Below are 24,252 nucleotides of genomic sequence, written 5' to 3'. Positions count from 1 at the left end.
CATATTTCCTCAATGGCGTACTCGGATAATCTGTTTGAACTGCAACGCCTGCTCAAGGATGGGCCAAGGGAGACGGCCGGCCTGTTGGCGGACTTGAAGATCAGCCAACCCACCTTTTCCCGCCTCTGGCCCGGCCTGCAGAACGGCATCGCCCTCGGCGCGACGCGCCGGCGACGCTACGCGCTGCGGCGGCAGATTGCCGGCGTCCCCACACCGCTCCCGCTGTTCCGCGTGGCGGAGGATGGACAAGCGGCACCGCTGGGACAACTGGAGGTGCTCGAAGGCGGCTGGTTCGCGCTGACGTTTCCAGCGGGGCACGACTACCTGCTCTTCCAAGGCATGCCCTTCTTCCTGCGCGATCTGCGCCCGCAAGGCTTCCTGGGCCGCATGGCGCCGGCGCAGAACAAGGATCTGGACTTGCCCGACGACATACTGCGCTGGAGCGACGACCATGTGCTCAAGTACCTGAGTCGGCGCAGCGAGCACGCCGCCGGCGACATCGTCGTCGGCAACGAGTCCTATGCGCGCTTCCTTGCGTCCCCGCAGGACGAGGCAAACGCGCCGCTGGCCGCGTCGCGTCGACAGTCGCGGTATCCCCGGCTCGCCGAGCAGGCCATGCAAGGCGATCCGCCGGGCTCGTCCGCCGGCGGCGAGCAGCCCAAGTTCACCCAGATCATCGCGCGGGACGATCAGAAGATGGAACACGTCATCGTCAAGTTCTCGCCACGCACCGACAGCGCCGGCGGCCGACGCTGGGGCGACCTGCTGATCTGCGAGCATCTGGCCCTCGACACGCTGCGCCGGCACAACATCGCCGCCGCCACGACGAGCATTGTGGAGGCCGAACAACGCGTCTTCCTCGAAGTGCTGCGTTTCGACCGCCACGGCCAAAACGGCAGGCTGCCGATGCTCACCTTCGCCGCCCTGGACGGCGAACTGGGCATGCTGGACCAAAGCTGGACCGCCGTCGCCAGGGAGCTGGGGCGCCAACAAATGCTGTCGCAGGCGGATCAACGCACGGTGGAAATCCTCGACCTGTTCGGCGCGCTGATCGGCAACACCGACCGGCACCACGGCAATATCGCCGCCGCCTGGGCGCTCCAAGGCCCGCACCGGCTGCTGCCCTGCTACGACATGTTACCGATGCTGTACCGCCCGAACCAGCACGGCGAAGTGGTGCCGCGCGAATGGGCCGCCAGCTCGGTGCGCAATATGGAACTACGTCATCTGGAACGTTGCTACGCCATGGCCATGGACTTCTGGCAGGCGGTATTCGACGACCCGCGCATTGAGGACGAGTTCAAACGGTTGATGGCAAGGCATGTCGCGATCATGGCACAGCTCAATCCCCGTCCGCCGCGGTAGACGTGGCGGCGCCTTTGCCGGCCGGTTGCAAAATCTGCCATAAGGTTTTCGGCATCGCCTCCATCCGTTGATACCAGTGGTGCAAGGTTTCCGCCGCGACCGAGTGGCGGATGTAGCGGTGCCAGATGAAGGCCAGGTCGAACACCAGGATGCCCAGCCACCACAGGTAGAGGAAGGCGGCGCCGGCCAGCACCAGCGGCCACACCGGCTGCGGATCTTGGCTGTCCGTCGCGACGATCTGCAGCACCACCAGCAGCAGCACCGCCGTCGCCCCCGCCGCGATCAGCGTGCGCCGGCCGCGCCGGCGGTTGCGCTTGAGTACCCATCCGGAGCAACCCAACACGGCGGCGACGCCGAGCAGGATACCTTTGCCGAACACCACCGTGTCACCCGGCGGTGGCAGCGAGGCGTAGGCGGCGGCCGGCAGCAGCAGTTTTAGCAGCAATTGAAAAATGGTGGACAGCGCCCGGGCGACAGGATCGGGCAGGCACAGCCAGTACACGCCCGCCATCGCCACGCCGAACAGCACGGGCAGCCACAGCCATTTCCACCAGCGGTTGACCAGCCGGGGCACGCGCGCGACCACGGTCACGCCCAGCAGCAGGCCGCCCAGACAGAACACCGTGCGAGTGAGCAAAAGTATCAACTCGACGGCGGCGGCGGCGGGGGCGGCGGGGGCGGCGGGAGGCGCGCCCTCCAGGTAGATCAGCAGCGCCTTGAACAGCAGGAACACCGCCGCCAGGTGCAGCGCCGCGCTGAGCAGATACGGCAACGACGTGCTGACCGCGCCCACCAGCTTGCTGCCCTGCGGCTTCTTGCTCACCTCCTCGCCGCGCACCACGCTGCGGATGAAGTGGTCGAACACCGCGTTGTCGGTCCAGTAATCGTTGTGCGCCTTGCCGGGCAGCCAGTAGCGGCTGAAACCGAAATCGTCGCGCTCGGGGTCGGAGTGGAAATCGAAGGCTTGGCAGCCGGTCCTGTCGAGATAGGTCTTGGCGGTGTCGAGCTTGAAGCCGATCGGGTCGCCGTGGTCGTAGTAGTTGCGCCACTTGATCTTGTGCTGCAACTGGCGCATGGACGGATTCAGCTGGCTCCACATCTGCGGCCACAGCACCAGGTGCTTGTCGATCGGCGAACCGATGGTCATGAAGCCGCGCACCGCGTCGATCCAGTCGGTCGAGACCACCTTGTCCTCGTTGGTCGGGTCGTCCGGATCGACCACATGGGTCCCCGGCGGCCTGGACAGCGCCTCCAGCATCGCCAGGAAGGCCACCACCGTGCCCTCGCTGTGCGCCACCACGTAGACCTCGGGCGCGCCATGGCAGGCCTTGATGACGTCGTGCATGGCCTTGTGGAAGCGATAAACGATGCGCTCGCGGAAGAAACGGAACTCGGCCACCACCTGCACGTCGCCGACATACTCGCGCAGCACCGGCGCCAGGTCGAACTTGAACAGGCCCATCTTGTCGGCGATGAACAGCAGGTTCTCCAGCACCGCCACGGTCTCGATGATCTCCTCGATCACCGCCGCGCCGAGCTGGAAGTCGGCCTGGTCGAGCCGGGGCGTGCCGGCGTTGACCTTGCCGTAGGCCGCCTCGGCGCGGCTGACCACGGTGCGGCCCCAAGCCTTGATCTCCTCCAGGGTGTCGCTGTCCTTGTCGACCTTTTTCGGAATGTCGGCCCAGAACACCTCGGCGAAGCCGATCTTGTCGAGCGCGTCGTCGGCCGGCACGTCGAGCTGGCTGACCTTGACCTGGCCGACCTTGTCGACGTAGAAGAAGCCCAGCGGCATCAACGCCACGCGCGGCTTGGAGTAGGCGCTGAACTGGGTGGTGACGCGGCGTATCGTCTCGCTGCGCTGCTGGCTGCCGACGCCGTGGATGGCGACGATCACCTTGTCCATCGTGCGCAGCGCCGCCTGGGCGCCGCCGGCTGCGGCCGATTCCGGCATGGGAACTCCCTGTTCGTATTGTGGTCGATGCCATGCGCCGCCGATGGCCGGCGCGGAGAGGTAATTCTACGCCGGCTCTGGCTCGCCGTCGGCCAGACGCTTGCTTATCTTGCTTGAAATCGACGTGATCCGATGCACCAAGCACTCGGCCAGCACCCGCTCACTCGGCGCCAAGCTCGGCAGTACTTCCGCCGCAGCCGCCGGAATGGCCGCCGCCACTTGCCGCGCGACGTCGTCAGAACTTGTCGATGATTGCGACCTCGGCGGGATTGCGCCTGGCGCCGTTCTACGATCTGATGTGCACCCGCGTCTATTCTGGCCTGGGCGCCCATTTCGCCTTCAGCATCGGCGGCGAGTCGGAGCCGGGCCGGATCAGCCACGAGCACATCATCTCGCTGGCGCAAGCGCTGGACGTGACACCGCGCTACCTGATAGCACCAGTGACCGTGCCACAACCAGGCATGCGATCAATACCGCGTTGGCTCGGCGTTTTATCCCTGCAAGCTGTTGGCGCGGGGAAGTTTGACGGTAAAGACGGTGCCATCGACTTCGCTCGAGTCCACTCCGATTTCTCCACCGTGGGCGACGACAATGGCACGTGCGATGTACAGGCCCAAGCCCAGGCTTGTGCTGGGACGAGCATCCTCTAGCGTCGCGGGAAGCTGGACCAATGGCCTGAACATCGATTCGAGCGAGGCCTTCGGAATGGGCGGGCCAAAGTTTGTTACCTGAACAGTAACGAAATCGGCATCTCCATGGGCCCGGATGATGACGGGGCGGTCCTCCACACCGTACTGCGCGGCGTTGATGAACAAATTGGCGAACAATTGATGCAGTCTGACACGGTCGAAATCACCGTCCAAGCCCGCCTCGGCGGAAAACTCGAATCGAGTCGCGGGACAGGTGGCCTGGGCATCCTCAATGGCCGCCCGACAGGCTTCGCCGACGTCGCTTGGCGCCAAGGTCACCGGTATGCTTTTACCCAGTTGGGTGCGGGAATATTCGATCAGATCTTCAACCATTCGCGCCATCAAGCGGGCGCTCCGGTCGATCCGCTTGCCGCTTTCTACCACCCGCTCGCCGGCGTCCGCCATTCGCGTCAGGATTTGCCCCGTCATCGAAATGGTGGATAAGGGCGCCCTGAGATCATGGCCCAGGATCGCCAGAAACAGCTCTCGCGTTTCATTCATTTCTGTTGAGAATGTGCCGATTGACACCGCCAGCGCCTGATCGATTGCTTCGTTGAACCTGACCATGTCATTGATCACGTCCTCGCCCACTTGCGCCAGCGACGGCAACCAGAGTCGCAACACCGTCGCCCGGAGCGCTCGGAATTCGGCACTCAATTGAAGCAAGGAAAAATTGCTGGCTTGCCGCAATGCGCCATGAATGTGTGCCGAGCTGCCGTGGCGATTTTCGCCGGGCGCGTCGCCCTGGGATTTTTGAACTTGTTGCCGCGCACTCTGGGTCGTTTTGATATCGGCGGCGATCTCCAGCAGTATTCCTTCGGCGTGATCTCGCAACGCCAACGCCGTCATATCATCACCTGCCAGCACCAGACTCTGCGCAAAGGAGTCCCATTCCGTCAAAATTTCTTTGAGATGCTTCTCGATGAATGTGAACAATCTCATACTATTTCCTTCCAAATGGGAGACGATGCGGCGGATGCCCGGCGCTGTGGATCGCAGGAGACAAATTTTTCCAAGGAAGAACTGTCGCAGGGCGAGTCAGGCCGTCCCGACACGCCCATTCTCGTTCATTACCTGATCCTGTGCTGCGTTCGCCGAAATAAGTTCCGCGTCAAGGTTGCGCGCTGCCGCGCCACCTTGACCGAACCACCAATTCGGCGCAGAACCCATCCAGGGTTGGCCTACAACCACCACCCCTCAAGCGAACTTGGAAAAATCCGGCTTGCGCTTCTCGAAGAAGGCGGTGAAGGCTTCCTTGGCTTCGGGTGCGGCCAGCATGGCGCCGAAGAACTTGTTCTCGTCGACCATCTGCTGGCTGATGGCGCCGTTGCGGCTGGCCTTCATCAACTGCTTGGTGGCGCGCACCGAGCTGGCCGGCAGGGCCACCAGCTTGGCGGCCTGGCGCAGCGCGAAGGGCAGCAGCTCGTCGATCGGCAGCACCTTGGCCACCAGCCCCATGTCCAGCGCCTCCTGCGCCAGGAAGGGCTCGCCCAGCATCAGCTTCTCGGCCGCGCGCGGGTAGCCGGCGATCTGCGCCAGCAGCAGGCTCGACGCGAACTCGGGGCACAAACCCAGCTGCACGAAGGGCATCGAGAACTTGGCGCTGTCGGCCGCGTAGACCAGGTCGCAGTGCATCAGCAAGGTGGTGCCGATGCCCACCGCCGCGCCGGCCACCGCCGCCACCACCGGTTTCTTGGCGCCGCTCAGCGCCAGCATGAAGCGGTACACCGGACGCTCCTCGATGGCGACGCCGTCTTCCGGCCGCGAGCTCTTCATGAAATCGTCCAGGTCGTTGCCGGCGGTGAAGATCTCCGGCTTGCCGATGATCAGGATGGCGCGCACGGCGCTGTCCTGCTCGCCGTCGTGGATGGCCTCGGCCATGCTCTGGTACATCGCCGAGGTGATCGCGTTCTTGCGGTCCGGACGGTTGAATTCGATCGTCAGGATGCCGTCGGCCTTGCTGCTCAAAATGTCCATCTTGTCTCCATATGCGCTGCGCCGTGCCGGGCCGAGCGCCAAAATAAGGAAAGGGCGCCGGGAAATTTCCGCAGCGCCCTTGTGTTTTTCTACACTATAGCCGATTTATACGCGCTCGAAGATCCCCGCCGCGCCCATGCCGGCGCCGACGCACATGGTGACCATGCCGTACTTCAGGTTGTTGCGATGCAGGGCGTGGATCACGGTGGCGGCACGGATCGCGCCGGTCGCGCCCAGCGGGTGGCCCAGGGCGATCGCGCCGCCCATCGGGTTGACCTTGGCCGGGTCCAGGCCCAGATCGCCGATCACGGCCAGCGCCTGCGCGGCGAAGGCTTCGTTCAGCTCGATCCAGTCCAGCTGGTCCTGGGTGATGCCGGCTTGCTTGCAGGCTTCCGGGATGGCGAATTTCGGACCGATGCCCATGATTTCCGGTGGCACGCCCTTGACGGCGAACGAGGAGAACTTGGCCAGCGGGGTCAGGTTGTGTTCGCGCAGGAATTTCTCCGAGACGATCAGCAGCGCGCCGGCGCCGTCCGACATCTGCGAGCTGTTGGCGGCGGTGACCGAGCCCTTGGCGGCGAACACCGGCTTGAGCTTGCCCAGCGATTCGATGGTCGAATCGGCGCGCGCGCCTTCGTCGGTGTCGACGGTGCGGGTCTTGATGTCGATCTGGCCGGTGGCCAGGTTCGGCGTGCGGGTGATGATCTCGACCGGGGTGGTCTCGGCCTTGAAGAAGCCGGCCTGCTGCGCGGCGATGGCGCGGCGGTGCGATTCGACGGCGAAGGCGTCCTGCTGTTCGCGCGAGACTTTCCATTGTTGCGCGACCTTCTCGGCGGTCAGACCCATGCCGTAGGCCATGCCGACGTTTTCGTCGGTGAACATGTTCAGGTTCATCGATGGGTGGTGGCCCATCATCGGCACCATCGACATCGACTCGACGCCGCCGGCGATCATCGCATCGGCCTCGCCGACGCGGATGCGGTCGGCGGCCATGGCGATGGCGGTGATGCCCGAGGCGCAATAACGGTTGACGGTGACGCCGCCGATGGTCTTCGGCAGGCCGGCCAGCAGCACCGCTTGACGGGCGATGTTGAAGCCCTGCTCCGCTTCCGGGAACGAGCAGCCGATGATGGCGTCGGTGATCAGCGAAGGGTCCAGGCCGGGCGCCTGCGCCATGGCCGATTGCAGCACGCGCACCAGCAGGTCGTCCGGGCGGGTGGTCTTGAACATGCCGCGCGGCGCCTTGCCGATCGGGGTGCGGGTGGCGGAGACGATGTATGCGTCTTGAAGTTGTTTGCTCATTTTATTCTTTCAAAAATTTTTGATCGAAGTTCTGTCGAAGTTCTGTCGAATTGCTGCGTAACCTTGGGAATGCGCCTTGCGCAGCGCGCCGGCGAATCAGGCGCGCTTCTCGGACAAGTACCAGTCCACCTGCACCTGGGCGGCCAAGGTGCCGGCGGCGTCGAAGATGTCGACCTCGACCGGGAAGGCCACCTTGCCCTGCTCCTTCAGCTCGGCCTTCAGCGCGGCCAGGTCGCCCGGCACGCGCCCTTCGGCGCGGGTGGCGCCCTTGGCCACCCTCTGGTACTGGATGCGCGATTCCTTGGCGACCGGGCGCAAGCCCAGGATCAGCTCGGCGAAACCGCCCGCCATGGCCGCGCCCGAGGCCGTTTCGGCCAAGGTGAACAGGGCCCCGGCGTGCTGCGTGCCCAGGTGGTTATTCAGCTTGGGGTCCGCCGGCATCGACACCTTGGAGGTGCCGGCGCCGATCTCGTCGATCTTGATCCCCAGCAGGCGCACGAAGGGCAGAGTGTCCATCATTTGTTGCTTGATACGTTCATACACCATGCTTGGCCTCACGCGCAAAAGTACTTTGAATACCAGGGACAGGATCGACATGACCTGGACGATTAGTTGCGCACCGGCTTGCCGGTTTGCATCATGCCCATGATCCGCTCTTGCGACTTAGGATGGTTCAGCAACTCCAGGAAGGCCTTGCGTTCCATGTCGAGGAACCACTGCTCGGAGACGAAGCTGCCCTGGTCGATGTCGCCACCGGAGACGATCTCGGCGATCATCTCGCCCAGCTTGAAGTCGTGCGCCGAGATGAAGCCGCCGTCGCGCATGTTGACCAGCTGGGCCTTGATGGTGCCGTAGCCGTAGCGGCCGGTGACCTGCACCGGCGCCTTCAGCGGCGCGCGGTAGCCCTTGTCGAACATGGCGCGCGCTTCGACCTTGGCGACGTGCAGCAGCTCGTAGGCGTTGAAGACGATGACGTCGTCTTCCTTCAGGTAACCCATGGCCTGGGCTTCCAGCGCCGATTTCGACACGTTGGCGGTGGCCGCGTTGGTGAAGCCGGTTTTCAGGAATTGCAGGATGTCGGTGCCCTTGGCTTCCTTGAAGGCGCGCACAGCCGCCTCTTTCAGGCCGCCGCCGGCGGGGATCAAACCGACGCCGACTTCGACCAGGCCGATGTAGGATTCGATCGAGGCGACACGCTTGGAGGCGTGCAGCGCCATTTCGCAACCGCCGCCCAGGGCCAGGCCGGCAACGGCGGCCACCACCGGCACGTTCGAATATTTCATCGCCATGAAGGTGTCTTGCAGTTCGCGGATGATCGGGTCGACCGCCTTGGCGCCGCCCTGCATGAACGCGGGCAGTGCCGATTGCAGGTCGGCGCCGGCCGAGAAGGCGCCGCCTTCGGCCGCGTCGGCGCTCCAGATCACCAGGCCCTTGAAGTTCTTGGCGGCTTCTTCCAGCGCCATTTTCAGGCCCTTGATGACGCCGTCGCCGATGACGTGCATCTTGGTTTTCAGCGAGATCACCAGCACCTCGTCGCCGGAGTGCCACAGGCGCACCGAGTCGTCCTCGAAGACGGTGGTGCCGGCGGTCTTGCCGTCGGCCACGCCGGCGCCGAACACCGGCGCGCGGAACTGTTGACGCTCGTAGACGGCCAAGGTCGAGCGCGGCACGAACGATTTGCTGATGGCCGAGTACGAACCCTCCGGGGTGTGCACGCCGCCTTTTTCAGCGACCGGACCTTCGAAGACCCAGCTTGGCAACGGCGCGTTGCACAGCGCGTGGCCGGCGTCGATGTCTTCCTTGACCCAGGTGGCCACTTGCGACCAGCCGGCGGCCTGCCACGTTTCGAACGGGCCGACGTTCCAGCCGAAGCCCCAACGCATGGCGAAGTCGATCTCGCGGGCGTTGTCGGCCACGGTGTCGAGGTGCACGGCGATGTAGTGGAAGGCGTCGCGGAAGATCGCCCACAGGAACTGCGCCTGTGGATTGGTCGATTCGCGCAGGGCCTTCATTTTCTTGACCGGATCTTTTTCTTTCAGGATGCGGGCGACGATGTCGGCGGCCTTGCCGCCGCCGGCGACGTACTCACCGGTGGCGAAGTCCAGGCGTTGGATTTCCTTGCCGACTTTTTTGTAGAAACCGGCGCCGCTCTTCTGGCCCAGCGCGCCTTTTTCGACCAGCTTGGCCAGCACGGCCGGGGTCTTGTAGACGGCCGCGAACGGGTCGTTCGGCAGGTAGTCCTGCATGGTCTTGATCACATGGCCCATGGTGTCCAGGCCGACCACGTCGGCGGTGCGGAAGGTGCCCGACTTGGCGCGGCCCAGCTTGGCGCCGGTCAGATCGTCGACCACGTCGCAGCTCAGGCCGAACTTCTCGGCTTCGTGGACGATGGCCAGGATGCCGAACACGCCAACCCGGTTGGCGATGAAGTTGGGGGTGTCCTTGGCGCGCACGACGCCCTTGCCCAGGGTGGTGGTCAGGAAACCTTCCAGCTGGTCGGCGATTTCCGGTTTGGTGGCGGCGGTCGGGATGATCTCGACCAGGTGCATATAGCGCGGCGGGTTGAAGAAGTGCACGCCGCAGTAGCGCGATTTCAGGTCGGCGTCGAAACCTTCGGACAGCGTGGTGATCGACAGGCCCGAGGTGTTCGAGGCGAAGATGGCGTTCGGCGCGATGTGCGGCGCGACCTTCTTGTACAGGTCGTGCTTCCAGTCCATGCGCTCGGCGATGGCTTCGATGATCAGGTCGCAACCGGCCAGCAGGTCCAGATTGTCTTCGTAGTTGGCCACCTCGATCAGCGCGGCGTGGTCCTTGTTGCCCAGCGGTGCGGGCGAGAGCTTTTTCAGGTTCTCGATGGCGCGCAGCACGATGCCGTTCTTCGGACCTTCCTTGGCCGGCAGATCGAACAGGACCACAGGCACTTTGGCGTTGATGCAATGGGCGGCGATCTGCGCGCCCATCACGCCGGCGCCCAGGACGGCTACTTTTTTAACGATGAAATTGGTCATGGTTTTCCTCTAGGTTCTTAGAACAGATCTGCGTCGAGCGCCATCAGATTGGCGGAGCCGGAACGCGCCTGGCGAATCAGGGTTGCGGTTTCTGGTTGCAGGCGGCCGAAGTAGAAACGCGCGGTGGCCAGTTTTGCCTTGTAGAAGTTGTCGCCGCTGGACTCTTTTTCCAGTGCGATCTTGGCCATCTGGGCGAACAGATAGCTGTAGATCATGTGGCCGACCACGCGCAGGTAGGGCACGCATGCGGCGCCGACCTCGTCCGGGTTCTGGAAGGCCTTCATGCCGATTTCCATGGTCAGCTTGGTGACCTTGTCGCCCAGGTCGCCCAGCGGGGTGATGAATTCGCTCATGGCTTCATCGGTGCCGTTGTCTTCGACGAAGGCTTTGACCTTCTCGCCGAACTTGCGCAGTTTCGCGCCGTTGTCGCCGAGGATCTTGCGGCCCAGCAGGTCGAGCGACTGGATGGTGTTGGTGCCTTCGTAGATCATGTTGATGCGGGCGTCGCGCACGTACTGCTCCATGCCCCATTCCGAGATGTAGCCGTGGCCGCCGAACACTTGCATCGCTTCCGAGGTGGCGATCCAGGCGTTGTCGGTGATGAAGGCCTTGATGACCGGGGTCAGCAGGGCGACTTCGTCGGCCGCTTCCTTGCGCACTTCTTCGTCGGGGTGGTGCAGTTCGCGGTCGATCTGCAGCGCGACGTAGGACGAGAAGGCGCGCGCGCCTTCGGCGTAGGCCTTGCCGGTCAACAGCATGCGGCGCACGTCCGGGTGGACGATGATCGGATCGGCTTGCTTGTCCGGCGCCTTGATGCCGGACAGGCTGCGCATCTGGATGCGGTCCTTGGCGTAGATCAGGGCGTTCTGGTAGGCGATCTCGGTCAGGCCGAGCGACTGCATGCCGACGCCCAGGCGGGCCGCGTTCATGAAGACGAACATGGCGTTCAGGCCCTTGTTCGGCTGGCCGATGATCCAGCCACGGGCGCCGTCCAGGTTCATCTGGCAGGTCGAGTTGCCGTGGATGCCCATTTTTTCTTCGATGGCGCCGCAGGTGATCGGGTTGCGCGCGCCGATCGAACCGTCGGCGTTCGGCAGGTACTTCGGCACCAGGAACAGCGAGATGCCTTTCGAGCCTTCAGGCGCGTCCGGCACGCGGGCCAGCACCAGGTGCAGGATGTTTTCGGCCATGTCGTGTTCGCCGGCCGAGATGAAGATCTTGTTGCCGGTGATCAGCCAGGAACCGTCGTCCTGTGGCAGCGCTTTCGAGCGCAGCATGCCCAGGTCGGTGCCGCAATGCGGTTCGGTCAGGCACATGGTGCCGGTCCATTCGCCCGACACCAGCTTCGGCAGGTAGACCGCCTTCTGTTCGTCGGTGCCGTGTTCCAGCAGGCACTCGTAGGCGCCGTGCGACAGGCCCGGGTACATCGACCAGGCCTGGTTCGACGAGTTCAGCATCTCGTAGAAGGAATTGTTCAGCACGATGGGCAGGCCCTGGCCGCCGTATTCGGTCGAGCAGGCCAATGCCGCCCAGCCGCCGTCGACGTACTGCTTGTAGGCCTCTTTGAAACCCTTAGGAGTGGTGACGGTATGGGTCGCGGCGTCGTGCTTGCAGCCTTCGCGGTCGCCGGAGTGGTTCAGCGGGAACAACACTTCCGAGGTGAACTTGGCGCCCTCTTCCAGCACCTGGTTGATGATGTCGGCATCGACCTCGGCGTAGTGAGGCATTTGCTTGAGTTCATCTTCAACTTTCAAGAACTCGTGCAGCACGAATTGCATATCCCGGATTGGCGCGACGTATTGACCCATGATTATCTCCTGAAGGCGTGTGACTTGGTATGTGTATGACGAAAGGCTGCGGCGGACCGCGGCGGTTTAAGGTTGGTGCTGCGCCGCCGTTTTCTCCGCCGGCGGCGCGTTTTGGTAATTGTCTATCAGCCGGTTGAAGCCGACGCTGGCGCGGTCCAGGCTGCCCGGACGGCGCAGGAAGCGCGCGTCGTGGTGCAGCGCCAGGATCAGGCCGTACATCTCGTAGACCAGTTGCCCGGCGTCGGTGTCGGCCTTCAGGTCGCCGCATTCGATGGCCTGCTCCACGCAGCGCAGCAAGGCGCCCTGCCAGGCCGCCACCATCGCCACCAGCGACTCGCGGATCGGTCCCGGCCGGTCGTCGTATTCGACCGCGCCGCTGATGTAGATGCAGCCGGAAGCGATCTCGACGCTGACCCGCTTGACCCAGCGGCCGAACATCGAACGCAGCCGCTGAATGCCGCGCGGCTCCTTGACGCTGGGGAAGAACACTTCCTGCTCGAAACGGTGGTGGTACAGCTTGAGCACCTCGATCTGCAGGTCCTCGCGCGAGCCGAAATGGGCGAACACGCCGGACTTGCTCATGTTCATCCGGTCCGCCAGCAAACCGATGGTCAAGCCTTCCAGCCCGTCCCGGCTCGACAAGTCCAAGGCCACGTCGAGAATGGCTGCGCGGGTCAGTTCGCCTTTGCGCATGAATTTGACTGAAGTATTAATAGTGACACTCAAAGGTTGAAAATCATTGGGAATAAAGCATTCTCTCCCAGATGAATTTGCTCCGTGTGAAAAGAATTGCGAACGCTCGTACTATTATCTACCGGGGGATAAAAGTCAAACGCTTACGTTAGAGGCGAGGTTCTATTGCTGCGATGCAGCATAGCCGGCGATTGTGGCGCGGATGTGACGCCGTGGAAAGGCTCAGTCCGCTATGGCAAGACGGGCGCTCGCTCATTCCTGATTCACGCCGCCGAAACGCGTCCGCAAATCGGCAAGCAGCCAACGCCCGGCCCGGCCCGGCTCGCGTTGGCGCAGGTGCGCGGCGTAGATCGTTAGCCCCTGCGCAGGGGTCTGGTCCCCGGCGATCTCGATCGGCACGAGCTGGCCGGTGGCGAGCGGCTGTTCGATGAGATGCAGGGGCATCCTGCACCAGCCCAAACCCGCGAGCAGAAAGTCGAGCCGCCGGCCGAGATCGACAAATCGCCATAGCCTTTCCCCCGCCAACCCATAGTTGGGACTGCCAGGATCGACCGGGTCGGACAAAACCAGTTGCACGTAGGGCGCCAGATCGTCGCGCTCGGCCGGCCGCCCCAAAGCGGCCAGCGGATGGTCGCGCGCCACCACGGCTTGCAGGGGCACGCGCATCATCGGGAAGGCGACGACATCGTCCGGCACGACGGGCAGCAGCACGCAGATGGCCAAATCCGCCGTCTGGCTACGCAAGCGACGCAAGGAGCCGCCGAACCCTTCGGTTGAGAACGTAACGGGCAAATCGGGAAAGCCGCTGTTCAACGCTCGAATGCTCTCGATCAGCGGCCCCGACGGAATCGGCGGGTCGATGGCCAGCGTCAACTCGGGCTCCACCCCGTCGCGCGCGCTGGCGGCCACGGCCTCGAACTTCCGCGCGGTGCTCAATACCCTGCGCGCCTGGTCGACCAGCACCCGCCCGATCCCGGTCAATCTGGGGCGGTGCCCGCTGCGATCGAACAGCAGCACACCCTGCACCTCTTCCAGCCCGGCCACGGCCTGACTGATGGAAGACTGCGCCCGGTAGAGCTTGCGCCCTGCGGCGGAAAAACTGCCGGTGTCGGCGATGGTGACCAAGACGCGCAGCTGGTCAAGTGTGAGGTTTTCGATCATGGCCTATCAGTTTATCCGATGGAGTTCATCGGTTTTTTATCAGTTCCGCAAATGGATAGGATGCCATATATTCACTGTCATTGCGACCAAACTCTTCAGGGAAAAACCATGGCATCCAAACTACTCGTCGTTGAAACCAGCCCGCGCGGCGACTCATCGGTTTCCCGTCGACTCACGCGCCGCTTCGTCGCCGACTGGCAAGCCGCACATCCGCAGGGCAAGGTCGTGGTGCGCGATCTCGCCGAGAGCCAACTAGCGCACGTCAACGCGCCGTGGTTGCAGGCTTACTTCACCCCGGACGACAAGCAATCCGCCGAGATGAAAGAGGTGCTAGCCATGTCGGATGTGCTCGTGGCCGAGCTCCTCGCCGCCGACCACATCGTGATCGCGACACCGGTTTACAACTACAACGTGCCGGCCGCACTCAAGGCCTGGATCGACCATATCGTTCGCAAGGGAAAGACGCTCGGCTTCGACGGCAAAGGGCTGGTCACGGGCAAGCAGGCGACGGTGCTGCTCGCCTCGGGCGGGGTGTACACCGAAGGCTCGCCGATCCGCGACCGCAATATTGCGGAGCAATACCTGCGGCTCATTCTGCACGTCATCGGCATCGCGGACGTGACCGTCGTGGCCGGCGGCGCAGCGAAGTCGGTCGATATGGGCGAGGAAACCATGGCCGCGTTCGTCGCCAAGCACGCGCCCGCCATCAAACAGGCGGCATCGGCATACGCGGGGGTCGAGGCGCAATGAGCTTGAGCTTGTGGCAGCCGGCGCGCCGCCTCACTCCTGGCCGCTGGCCTTGCTCAGTTGGCGGCGGTCGCGCTTGGTGGGGCGGCCCTTGAGCTCGGCGCCCGGCTCGCGGAACAGCTTGCGCCGCTCGGTCTCGCCGGCGCGGCGCGCCACGCTGGCGGCGCTCTCGGCGTACAGCAGGCGGGCGATGGGCGCGGCGGCGCGCACGTCGGACAGGCCGCGCACCTCGACCTCCCAAACGTCGGCGCCGTTGTCGATGTGCAGTTCGTCGCCCAGCCGCACGGTGCGCGCCGGCTTGACCTTGTCGCCGCCGAGCTTGATCTTGCCGCTGTCGACGGCGTCGGCCGCCAGCGAGCGCGTCTTGAAGAAACGCGCCGCCCACAGCCACTTGTCGACCCGCACGCTCTTGCCGCCGTCGCCGCCATTACCAGTACCGCCAGTGTGTTGAACGTTCTTACTCATCAAGCATATTTCCCTATCGCGAAGATGCGCATCAACAGTTTATAGCAAACGAAGGCGATCTCGTAGCCGATGCGGCGGCAGCGGCCGATGTGGGCGAAGTCGTCGCGGTGGATCACCACGCCGTCGGCCACGGCCGCCTCGATGTGGCCGCGCAGGCTGAGCGCGAAGGCGGCGTCCTTGACCACCACGTTGGCTTCCTGGTTGAGGAACAGGCTGAGGCCGTCCACATTGCTGGAGCCGACGGTGGCCCAGTCGTCGTCGATGACGGCGACCTTGGCGTGCAACTGGGTGTGGTGGTATTCGACGACGGTGACGCCGGCGTCGAGCAGCTTGGGATAGAAGGAATGGGCGACGGCGTCCTGCATCCACATTTCGCCGACGCCGATCAGCAGCACCACCTCGACGCCGCGCTCGGCGGCGGCGGCCAGGGCGCGGCGGAATTTGCGCCCCGGCGCGAAATAGGGATTGGCCAGCAGCACGCTCTTGCGCGCGCGGCCCAGCGCCTGCAGGTAGGCGCGCTGGATGGTGCGGCGGTTGCGCAGGTTGTCGCGCACCACGAAGCCGGCCTGCACCATGCTGGGCCGGGCGGCGTCCTGGTCGACCTTGCGCATGTCGCGGTACAGGCTGATGCGCTTGAAGATGCCCAGCTTGCCCAGCCGCGCCCACTGCGCCTCGGCCTCCTTCTGGATCAGCGCCACCAGCGGGCCGCGCACGGCGACGGCGAAGTCCCAGCGCGGCGCCGGCAGGCGCCGGCCGTGGTCGTAGTCGCAGAACAGGTCGTCGTTGATGTTGATGCCGCCGACGAAGGCGATGCCGTGGTCGACCACGCAGATCTTGCGGTGGGTGCGCGTCACGCCGCGGCGGAACCAAGCGTTGAAGATGCGGTGCTCGACGCCGGCCGCGCGCAACTGGGCCCGCATGCGCTGGCTGCGCGCGCCGCCGGTGCCGAACCAGTCGGTGATGACGCGCACCAGCACGCCACGGCCGGCGGCGCGCATCAGCGCGCCCAGCACCGCCTTGCCGGTGTCGTCGTCGGCGAAGATATAGGTCTCGAAGTAGACCTCGCCCCGGGCCGCGTCGATCGCCTCGATCAGCGCCGGGAAGAACTCGGTGCCGCAGTAGAGCAGCCGGACGTCGTTGTCGGCGATGAAGTTGACTGAGCGCATGGGTTGGCGGCGGCCGCTCAGACGAGCTTGAGCTCGGCGACGATGGGGGCGTGGTCGGACAGGCGCGCCCACAAGCTGCCGTGCATCACCTCGGCGTTGTCGACCTGGAAGCCGCGCACGTAGATGCGGTCGAGGCGGAAGAACGGCAGCGCGGCCGGGAAGGTGCGCGCCGCCGTCGAGCCGCCGGCCTTGTTGCGGCGGCCCAGCGTGCGCACCAGCTCGCTCAGGGTGGAGGTGTCGCCGATCTGCTCGAACACCTCGACCACGCCGAGCGCCTGGCGCAGCTGGTCGCCCAGCGCGTCGCGCCAGTCGTTGAAGTCGCCGGCGATGATGACCGGCTCGCCGTTCGGCGCCGAGGCCTTGACGGCCTCGATCAGGGCCGCCGTCTGGCGCCCCCGGCCGCCCGAGAACAGGCCGAGGTGGACCACGTAGCAATGCACCGTGCCCTTCGGCGTGTCGATCTCGCAGTGCAGGATGCCGCGCTGCTCGTAGGCGTGGTCGGAGACGTCGTGGTTGCGGCTCTGGGCGATCGGGTAGGCGCTGAGCAGGGCGTTGCCGTGGTGGCCGTGGTCGTAGATGGCGTTCATGCCGTAGGCGGCGTGCAACTCCTCGCCGGCGAAGAACTCGTGCTGGGCCGTCTGCGGCCAGTGCTTGTGGCCGTGGTGTTCCTCGCCGTACTGGGCGGCGTTGCGGTCGTGGCGGCCCTGCACCTCTTGCAGGAACACCACGTCGGCGGCGAACAGGCCGATGGCCTGCTTGAGCGCGTGCACCCGCGGCTGGCTGCGGATGGCGGACACGCCCTTGTGGATGTTGTAGGTGGCGACACGGATTTTCATGGGCTTGATTCTACCCCCATAAGTCCGCTTCCAGCGCCACCGTCACTTGCGTGCGAGAAATTGGCTGGGCCGCGCCATCGGTGCGGCACGAGATTCGGCTCAGGCTTGGCGCGCCAAGCCGGCCCGCCCCGCCGTCTGATCGCCGTCGCCGTACAGCAGATGCTTGACGCTGATGTCTGCATCGAGCGCATCCCAGTGCAGGCCGGCACCGCCGCCGCTGATGACGTACCCGGCCAGTTGCTCCGACTCGGCCCGCTGCAAACGAGGAAAGAAGCTCAAGGGCACGCCCAGGGTTCGCCCGTCAGCCAAGCGTACCCACATGGCCTGCTGGTCGAAGGTGAGCTTCAATGCGAGTGGTTCAATCATCGAAAAAATCCTCCCACGCCTGCAATGCCGTGAAGTTAGGGCGCCGGCGGCCACAAAAACCACCCAAAGGCGGAGAGCCGGGGTCAGACCCGGCGGGTCTGACCCCAGATTGTGCCTCGGGGTTTGCTTGAGCAAACGGGGATTGCTCCCACGCCAGACGGCAGCGGCTGGCCTTGGTTGGAAAAGAAGAAGAGCGTGTATCCGTTGTAGCGCAAGACGGCAGGCATGGCAAGCGAGTCCTCGGCGGGCAGACTGCCATGCTAAGACCGGCCCCACCGTGGGCCATTGTGTCCGCGCAAAGGCGGACGGGCTTAGCAACGCATTAGCGCTTGAGCTGCTGGGGCAGTTGCAGGATGGCTTCGGCGTTCGACGAGGAGAAGCATTTGTCGGCCGCGTCGAGATACGGCAGCCAGCAATGGTTCAGGTGTTCGCGCGCGCTGAGGGTGACGGCGATGTCGCGCGGCACTTCGACGCTGAACACGTGCTCGGTGTTTTCCGTCACGCCGGGGGCGTAGCGGTGGCGCCAGACGGGATAGATGGTGTAGATGTTCGACAAGTGCCAGTCGCGCAGCACGATGCGTTCGGCGTCGGCGGCGATGCCGGTCTCCTCGAACAGTTCGCGCGCGGCGGTTTGCGCCAGCGGCTCGTCGGGCGCGTCGAGCGAGCCGGTGACCGACTGCCAGAAGCCGGGCTTGTCGGCCCGCTCGATCAGCAACACCTGCAGGTCGGCGGTGTGGATCACCACCAGCACGGATTCGGGAATCTTGTATGGCTTCATGTTCGGGCAAAAGAAAAGGCGCAACCAGTGCGCCTTTTGAAGATCACGCCGCGTCCGCCGGAGCGGACGCAACAGAACTAGATCAGCCGGCCACCTTCGGCTCGGCCGCGCGCAGACGGATGTGCAGCTCTTTGAGTTGCTTCTCGTCGACCTCGGACGGCGCCTGGGTCAGCAGGCACTGGGCGCGCTGGGTTTTCGGGAAGGCGATCACGTCGCGGATCGAATCGGAACCGGTCATCATGGTGACGATACGGTCCAGGCCGAAGGCCAGGCCGCCGTGCGGCGGCGCGCCGTATTGCAGCGCGTCGAGCAGGAAGCCGAACTTCAGACGGGCTTCGTCGGCGTCGATCTTCAGCGCGCGGAACACTTTCGACTGCACTTCCTCGCGGTGGATACGGATCGAACCGCCGCCCAGTTCCCAACCGTTCAAGACCATGTCGTAGGCCTTGGCGATGCAGGCGCCCGGATTGGTTTCCAGCATGTCCTCGTGGCCGTCCTTCGGCGCGGTGAACGGGTGGTGGGTCGCGGTCCAGCGGTCGGCTTCCTCGTCGTAGTCGAACATCGGGAAGTCGACCACCCACAGCGGCGCCCAGACGTCGTCGAACAGGCCGGCCTTCTTGCCGAATTCGCTGTGGCCGATCTTCACGCGCAGCGCGCCGATGGCGTCGTTGACGACCTTGGCCTTGTCGGCGCCGAAGAAGATCAGGTCGCCGTCTTCGGCGCCGGTCAGTTCCAGCACCTTGGCCAGGGCGGCGTCGTGCAGGTTCTTGACGATGGGCGATTGCAGGCCGTCACGGCCCTTGGCCTTCTCGTTGACCTTGATGTAGGCCAGGCCGCGGGCGCCGTAGATGGCGACGAACTGGGTGTAGGCGTCGATTTCCGAACGCGGCATTTCGCCACCCTTCGGTACGCGCAGGCCGACCACGCGGCCGTTCGGCAGGTTGGCGGCGCCGGAGAAGACCTTGAAGTCGACGTCCTTCATCACCTCGGTCAGGTCGGTGAATTCGAGCTTGACGCGCATGTCCGGCTTGTCCGAACCGTATTTACCCATCGCTTCGGCGAATTCCATCACCGGGAAGGGGTTGGGCAGTTCGATGTCGAGGGTGTTCTTGAAGACCTTGCGGATCATGTCCTCGAACAGGTCGCGGATCTCTTGTTCGGTCAGGAAGGAGGTCTCGCAGTCGATCTGGGTGAACTCGGGCTGGCGGTCGGCGCGCAGATCCTCGTCGCGGAAGCATTTGACGATCTGGTAGTAGCGGTCGAAGTTGGCCACCATCAGCAGCTGCTTGAACAACTGCGGCGATTGCGGCAGCGCGAAGAAGTTGCCGGCGTTGACGCGCGACGGCACCAGGTAGTCGCGCGCGCCTTCCGGGGTCGACTTGGTCAGCATCGGGGTTTCGATGTCGATGAAGCCCAGCTCGTCGAGGTACTTGCGCACTTCCATCGTCACCTTGTAGCGCAGGCGCAGATTGTTTTGCATCTGCGGACGGCGCAGGTCGAGCACGCGGTGGGTCAGGCGGGTGGTTTCGGACAGGTTGTCGTCGTCCAGCTGGAACGGCACCGGCACCGAGGCGTTGAGCACTTCCAGTTCGACGCAGACCACTTCGACCTTGCCCGATTTCAGGTTGTTGTTGATGGTGCCTTCGGTGCGGGCGGTGACGACGCCGGTCACGCGCAGGCAGAACTCGTTGCGCACGGCCTCGGCGACTTTGAACATCTCGGCTTGCTCGGGATTGCAGACGATCTGCACCAGGCCTTCGCGGTCGCGCAGGTCGATGAAGATCAGGCTGCCGTGGTCGCGGCGGCGGTGTACCCAGCCGCACAGGCTGACGGTTTGGCCGAGCAGGGCTTCAGTGGTGAGGCCGCAGTAGTGAGTACGCATTGAGGACATGTTATTTCTCAGTTCAGGTTAAATTTCGTTTGATTCTCAGTTCGCCGCAACGAGGCGCGGCGCGTTCATTTGCTGGCCGCCTCGTTGGCCGGCGGCGCATCCGGCGCCACCACACCCATCGAGACGATGTATTTCAGGGCGGTATCGACGCTCATATCGAGCTCGACCACATCCTTGCGCGCCATCATCAGGAAGAAGCCCGACGTGGGGTTGGGCGTGGTCGGCACATACACGCTGACATAGTCGCCCACCAGGTGGTTCTTCACATCGCCGCCCGGCGTGCCGGTGAGGAAGGCGATGGTCCAGGAGTTCTGGTGCGGATACGGCACCAGCACGGCCTTGCGGAAGGCGTTGCCGGACGACGAGAACAAGGTGTCGGAGACCTGCTTGACGCTGCCGTACAGGGAGCTGACCACCGGGATGCGCTGCAACAGGCGCTCCCACAGCTTGACCACATAATTACCGACCAGGTTGTTGGTCAACAGGCCGGTCAGGAACACGATCAACACCGTCAGCATGGTGCCCAGGCCGGGGATGTCGAAGCCGATCAGGGTGCGCGGCTGCCAGCGCTCGGGCACGATCAACAGCGATTGGTCCATGGTGCCGATCACCAGATTCAGCACCCAGGCGGTGATCGCCAGCGGCACCAGTATCAGCAAACCGGTAATAAAATATTTGCGCATCGTGTTCTCGGTGAAGGGTGATGGCGGCGGCGGCAAGATGCCGCGTCCGCCCGGCCTGAGCAGATCCTCTGGTTTAGTCGGCTCCCGAGTTGCCGGACGGCGCGGCGGCGGCCGGCGCGGCCGGCGCCGGGGCGGCGTCGGCCTTGGCGGCGCCCTCCACCGGACCGCTGGAGACGCCGGTGGCCGGCGCGGTGCCGCCACGGAAATCGGTGGCGTACCAACCGGTACCCTTCAGCTGGAAACCGGCGGCGGTCAGTTGTTTCTTAAAACTTGCCTTGCCACACGTCGGGCAATCAGTCAGCTGCGGGTCGGAGATCTTTTGCAAGACATCCTTGGCAAAGCCACATTCCTCGCAGCGGTAAGCGTAGATCGGCATCTATTACTCCGCAAAAATCATCAAAAACCCTGAATTATAAAGCTTTTTTCCGGCCCATCGCGGTTTTCCGCTGGCCGCCGGGCGGCCGGGCAACACGGCGTCAGCGGCGGCGCCAGACCAGCCAGCGCTCCTTGCCCTCGAAGACGGCGATCGAGTCGGCCACGGCGGCGTCCTCGACGCAGTCGAAGTGCGGCGCCAGCAGCGCGTCGAGCTGTTCGCGGGCGATGCCGAACGGCGGCCCCTTGGCCGCATTGTCGAAAAAGAAATAGCCGGCCAGCAGGGCGCCGGGCGCCAGCAGCTCGGCCCAGCGCGCCGCCACCCGCGGCCACAGTGCGCGCGGCATGGCGCACAGGAAGGCCCGTTCGTAGATCAGTTGCAGCGGCGCGGCCGGCCGCCAGGCGAAGAAGTCGGCTTCGACCACCCTGCCCGCCCAAGGGCCGACGGCGGCCTTGGCGGCGGCCACCGCCGCCGGCGAGAAGTCGATGGCGGTCACGTCCCAACCGGCTTCGGCCAGGCAGGCCAGCTCGTGGGCCGAACCGCAGCCGGGAATCAGGGTGGTCAACGGCGTCGGCGCGGCGGCGGCGAAATCGCGCAGCGCCTGCGGCACGCCGCCCCTGTCCCAGGGGGTGAAATTGCCGGCGAAGCGCTCGTCCCAGAAGGCCGGCGTCAGCGGGTCGCGTTCATGAAATTGTTGCATGTTTGCCGCCTTTGATTCATTTACTGCATGTGCTGCCAGCGCAGGTAGAGCTGGAAGCCGAGCACGCCGATGGCGAAGGCGCCGGCGAAATAGATCACCAGGCTGAGCAGTCGATTGGTGCGCTGCTGTTCGCCGATCAGCGTTTTGATCAGTTCGCTGTTGTCGGCCGCCGGCTCGCCGCCCTGCTCCAGCGCGCGGTGCAGCAGGCGCGGCAGTTGCGGCAGGATGTGGGTGTAGCGCGGCGCCTCGGCCTTCAGGCGCTGCCACATGCCTTGCCAGCCGACCTGCTCGGCCATCCAGTTTTCCAGGTAGGGCTTGGCGGTCTTCCACAGGTCGAGGTCGGGGTCGAGCTGGCGCCCCAGGCCTTCGATGTTGAGCAGGGTCTTTTGCAGCAGCACCAGTTGCGGCTGCACCTCGACGTTGAAGCGGCGCGAGGTCTGGAACAGGCGCAGCAGGATCTGGCCGAAGGAGATGTCCTTCAGCGGCCGGTCGAAGATCGGCTCGCAGCAGGCGCGCACGGCCGATTCGAGCTCGTCGACGCGGGTTTCCTTGGGTGCCCAGCCGGACTCGATGTGGGCCTCGGCGACGCGCTTGTAGTCGCGGCGGAAGAAGGCCAGGAAGTTCTGCGACAGGTAGTCCTTGTCGAAGTCGTTCAGGGTGCCGACGATGCCGAAGTCGAGCGCGATGTAGCGGCCGAAGGTGGCCGGTTCGATCGACACCAGGATATTGCCGGGGTGCATGTCGGCGTGGAAGAAGCCGTCGCGGAACACCTGGGTGAAGAAGATCTCCACGCCGTCGCTCGACAACTTTTTCAGGTCGACGCCGGCCGCTTCCAGCCGGTCGATCTGCGACACCGGGATGCCGTGCATGCGCTCCATGACGATCACGCTGCTGGAGCAATAGTCCCAGTACATCTCCGGCACCAGCAGCAGGTCGGAGCCGGCGAAGTTGCGCCGCAGCTGGCTGGCGTTGGCCGCCTCGCGCATCAGGTCGAGCTCGTCGTGCAGGTATTTGTCGAACTCGGCCACCACCTCCTTCGGCTTGAGGCGCTTGCTGTCGGCCCAGATGCGGCCGATCCACTCGGCGGCGATGTGCATCAGCGCGACGTCCTCGTCGATCGACTTCTTCATGCCGGGGCGCAGCACCTTGACGGCCACCTGCTTGCCGTCCTTCAAGGTGGCGAAGTGCACCTGGGCGATCGAGGCGGAGGCCACCGGGGTCCGTTCGAACGAGGCGAACAGCTGGTCCGGGTGGGCGCCGAGCGACTTCTGGATCTGCGCGATGGCCAGGTCGGAGGGGAACGGCGGCACCCGGTCCTGCAGCTTGGCCAGCTCCTCGACCAGGTCGAGCGGAATCAGGTCGCGCCGGGTCGACAGCACCTGGCCGAACTTGACGAAGATCGGACCGAGGTCTTCGAGCGCCATGCGCAGCCGTTCGCCGCGCGGCGCCGAGATGTCGCGCCAGAAGATGACGGTGTCGATCAGCTTGGCGATGCGCGGCACCTTCAGGCCGGAGATGGCGATTTCGTCGAGGCCGTAGCGGACGGCGACGCGGAGGATTTTCAGCAGGCGCAGGAATTTCAAGATCATTGAGGGTCCGTATCGTGTTGCGGGGGTGTGGCGGCCGCGCGCGCCGCCAGCTTCTGCTCCAGCTTGGCCAGGCGCTTGGCGGCCCGTTCGACGTCGTCGCGCAGGCGCGCCACGTCGGCCGAGAAGGCCGCCACCACGGCCGGACGCAGCAGCATCGGCTGCTCGTCGAGGAAATATTCGGCGAGGTTCTCGGCCAGCTTGCGCTGGCCCGCCTTGACGGCGCCGAAGGCGGCCTTGGCGCCGGCCACCACGCGCACGGCGGCGACCGGGCCGATCACTTTCTCCAGGTCGTGCTCGGCCTCCCAGCGCAGCGATTTGGACAGGCTGGAGATGGCGTTGGCGAACTCGGCGTCGCCGTCGATCTTGACGTAGGAGAAGGCGCGCTCGCGCTGCCGCAGGATCAGCGGCAGGTCGGACAGCTTGACGCGGATGGTGACGGCGGCCTCCTGTTCGGCCGGGGCCGCCTCCAGCAGACCGTCGCCGCCGACGCGCAGGCGCAGCGCCAGGCTGCCGGCGTCGACACAGGCGACCTTGCCCGCGTGCCGCAGCAATTCCCGCCGCGCCCAGGGTTCCTGGGCCAACAGGTGGTTGACGGTGGCGATGACGGGCGCGGCCGCGTCCGGGAGGGAGGGGAAATGGGATGAATTCGGTGGTGTCATGCGTTCGCCGCTCAAAAAACAAAACCGCCCGAAAAGTGGGCGGTC

Annotated in this window: 22 protein-coding genes; 2 read left to right on the top strand and 20 right to left on the bottom strand. The window is 64.8% G+C overall.

Features of this window, described 5'->3' with window-relative positions:
* Positions 1–12 precede the first annotated feature (12 nt).
* On the top strand, positions 13–1,365 hold the full coding sequence (gene yjjJ / locus H7U20_RS09150) for a type II toxin-antitoxin system HipA family toxin YjjJ (RefSeq protein WP_199758822.1): 1,353 nt from the start codon (positions 13–15) through the stop codon (positions 1,363–1,365).
* On the opposite strand, the gene H7U20_RS09145 is transcribed toward yjjJ, so the two are convergent.
* The 9 genes from H7U20_RS09145 to H7U20_RS09105 all read right to left on the bottom strand — a co-directional run bounded on the left by H7U20_RS09145 (position 1,343) and on the right by H7U20_RS09105 (position 13,954).
* Entirely contained in the window at positions 1,343–3,316 is a 1,974-nt protein-coding gene (locus tag H7U20_RS09145; RefSeq protein ID WP_199758821.1) for an MFS transporter, read from the bottom strand. The genes yjjJ and H7U20_RS09145 overlap by 23 nt on opposite strands.
* Positions 3,317–3,807: 491 nt before the next feature.
* The gene (locus tag H7U20_RS09140) at positions 3,808–4,947 is read right to left on the bottom strand and encodes a sensor histidine kinase (RefSeq protein ID WP_199758820.1); all 1,140 of its coding nucleotides are present in this window, start codon (positions 4,945–4,947) and stop codon (positions 3,808–3,810) included.
* A 255-nt stretch (positions 4,948–5,202) separates the two neighbouring features.
* Positions 5,203–5,982, bottom strand: coding sequence for an enoyl-CoA hydratase (locus H7U20_RS09135; protein WP_199758819.1), 780 nt, complete (start codon positions 5,980–5,982; stop codon positions 5,203–5,205).
* Between the two features lie 105 nt (positions 5,983–6,087).
* Positions 6,088–7,284: an acetyl-CoA C-acyltransferase gene (locus H7U20_RS09130; RefSeq protein WP_199758818.1), complete on the bottom strand. Its 1,197-nt coding sequence runs from the start codon at positions 7,282–7,284 to the stop codon at positions 6,088–6,090.
* A 96-nt stretch (positions 7,285–7,380) separates the two neighbouring features.
* A complete protein-coding gene (locus H7U20_RS09125; RefSeq protein ID WP_199758817.1) occupies positions 7,381–7,830 on the bottom strand; it encodes a PaaI family thioesterase in 450 nt (149 codons plus the stop codon).
* 62 nt (positions 7,831–7,892) lie between these two features.
* On the bottom strand, positions 7,893–10,292 hold the full coding sequence (locus H7U20_RS09120; RefSeq protein WP_199758816.1) for a 3-hydroxyacyl-CoA dehydrogenase/enoyl-CoA hydratase family protein: 2,400 nt from the start codon (positions 10,290–10,292) through the stop codon (positions 7,893–7,895).
* A gap of 17 nt (positions 10,293–10,309) precedes the next feature.
* Positions 10,310–12,100 carry an acyl-CoA dehydrogenase C-terminal domain-containing protein gene (locus tag H7U20_RS09115; protein ID WP_199758815.1) on the bottom strand — a complete coding sequence of 597 codons (1,791 nt, stop codon included), beginning with the start codon at positions 12,098–12,100 and terminating at the stop codon, positions 10,310–10,312.
* Positions 12,101–12,166: 66 nt separating this feature from the next.
* Positions 12,167–12,793 (bottom strand): TetR/AcrR family transcriptional regulator, encoded by a 627-nt coding sequence (locus H7U20_RS09110; protein WP_199758814.1) that lies wholly within the window; start codon positions 12,791–12,793, stop codon positions 12,167–12,169.
* 252 nt (positions 12,794–13,045) lie between these two features.
* On the bottom strand, positions 13,046–13,954 hold the full coding sequence (locus tag H7U20_RS09105) for a LysR family transcriptional regulator (protein WP_199758813.1): 909 nt from the start codon (positions 13,952–13,954) through the stop codon (positions 13,046–13,048).
* A gap of 108 nt (positions 13,955–14,062) precedes the next feature.
* Here H7U20_RS09105 and H7U20_RS09100 point away from each other — a divergent pair, with 108 nt between their 5' ends.
* Positions 14,063–14,704: an FMN-dependent NADH-azoreductase gene (locus tag H7U20_RS09100; protein ID WP_199758812.1), complete on the top strand. Its 642-nt coding sequence runs from the start codon at positions 14,063–14,065 to the stop codon at positions 14,702–14,704.
* 30 nt (positions 14,705–14,734) lie between these two features.
* On the opposite strand, the gene H7U20_RS09095 is transcribed toward H7U20_RS09100, so the two are convergent.
* The 11 genes from H7U20_RS09095 to H7U20_RS09045 form a co-directional block, all read right to left on the bottom strand.
* Entirely contained in the window at positions 14,735–15,166 is a 432-nt protein-coding gene (locus H7U20_RS09095) for an RNA-binding S4 domain-containing protein (protein WP_199758811.1), read from the bottom strand.
* Positions 15,166–16,332: a cardiolipin synthase ClsB gene (gene clsB, locus H7U20_RS09090; RefSeq protein WP_199758810.1), complete on the bottom strand. Its 1,167-nt coding sequence runs from the start codon at positions 16,330–16,332 to the stop codon at positions 15,166–15,168. The genes H7U20_RS09095 and clsB overlap by 1 nt, the downstream gene beginning before the upstream one ends.
* Positions 16,333–16,349: 17 nt before the next feature.
* Entirely contained in the window at positions 16,350–17,168 is an 819-nt protein-coding gene (locus H7U20_RS09085) for an endonuclease/exonuclease/phosphatase family protein (protein ID WP_199758809.1), read from the bottom strand.
* 99 nt (positions 17,169–17,267) lie between these two features.
* Positions 17,268–17,534, bottom strand: coding sequence for a DUF2442 domain-containing protein (locus H7U20_RS09080; RefSeq protein WP_233410590.1), 267 nt, complete (start codon positions 17,532–17,534; stop codon positions 17,268–17,270).
* A 322-nt stretch (positions 17,535–17,856) separates the two neighbouring features.
* Positions 17,857–18,312 (bottom strand): dihydroneopterin triphosphate diphosphatase, encoded by a 456-nt coding sequence (nudB, locus tag H7U20_RS09075; RefSeq protein WP_199758808.1) that lies wholly within the window; start codon positions 18,310–18,312, stop codon positions 17,857–17,859.
* Positions 18,313–18,394: 82 nt separating this feature from the next.
* A complete protein-coding gene (gene aspS / locus H7U20_RS09070; protein ID WP_199758892.1) occupies positions 18,395–20,194 on the bottom strand; it encodes an aspartate--tRNA ligase in 1,800 nt (599 codons plus the stop codon).
* A gap of 74 nt (positions 20,195–20,268) precedes the next feature.
* The gene (locus tag H7U20_RS09065; protein ID WP_199758807.1) at positions 20,269–20,886 is read right to left on the bottom strand and encodes a DUF502 domain-containing protein; all 618 of its coding nucleotides are present in this window, start codon (positions 20,884–20,886) and stop codon (positions 20,269–20,271) included.
* Between the two features lie 73 nt (positions 20,887–20,959).
* Complete coding sequence (locus H7U20_RS09060) at positions 20,960–21,262, bottom strand: FmdB family zinc ribbon protein (protein WP_199758806.1); 303 nt, start codon at positions 21,260–21,262, stop codon at positions 20,960–20,962.
* Between the two features lie 100 nt (positions 21,263–21,362).
* Positions 21,363–21,959: a methyltransferase domain-containing protein gene (locus tag H7U20_RS09055; protein WP_199758805.1), complete on the bottom strand. Its 597-nt coding sequence runs from the start codon at positions 21,957–21,959 to the stop codon at positions 21,363–21,365.
* A gap of 20 nt (positions 21,960–21,979) precedes the next feature.
* The gene (gene ubiB, locus H7U20_RS09050; protein WP_199758804.1) at positions 21,980–23,548 is read right to left on the bottom strand and encodes a ubiquinone biosynthesis regulatory protein kinase UbiB; all 1,569 of its coding nucleotides are present in this window, start codon (positions 23,546–23,548) and stop codon (positions 21,980–21,982) included.
* Positions 23,545–24,207 carry a ubiquinone biosynthesis accessory factor UbiJ gene (locus tag H7U20_RS09045; RefSeq protein WP_199758803.1) on the bottom strand — a complete coding sequence of 221 codons (663 nt, stop codon included), beginning with the start codon at positions 24,205–24,207 and terminating at the stop codon, positions 23,545–23,547. Before H7U20_RS09045 ends, ubiB begins: the two co-directional genes overlap by 4 nt.
* Positions 24,208–24,252: the final 45 nt, after the last annotated feature.

This window comes from Rugamonas violacea (assembly GCF_016461825.1).
Classification (GTDB): Bacteria; Pseudomonadota; Gammaproteobacteria; order Burkholderiales; family Burkholderiaceae_D; genus Rugamonas.
This window is presented reverse-complemented; position numbering and strand designations above follow the sequence as displayed.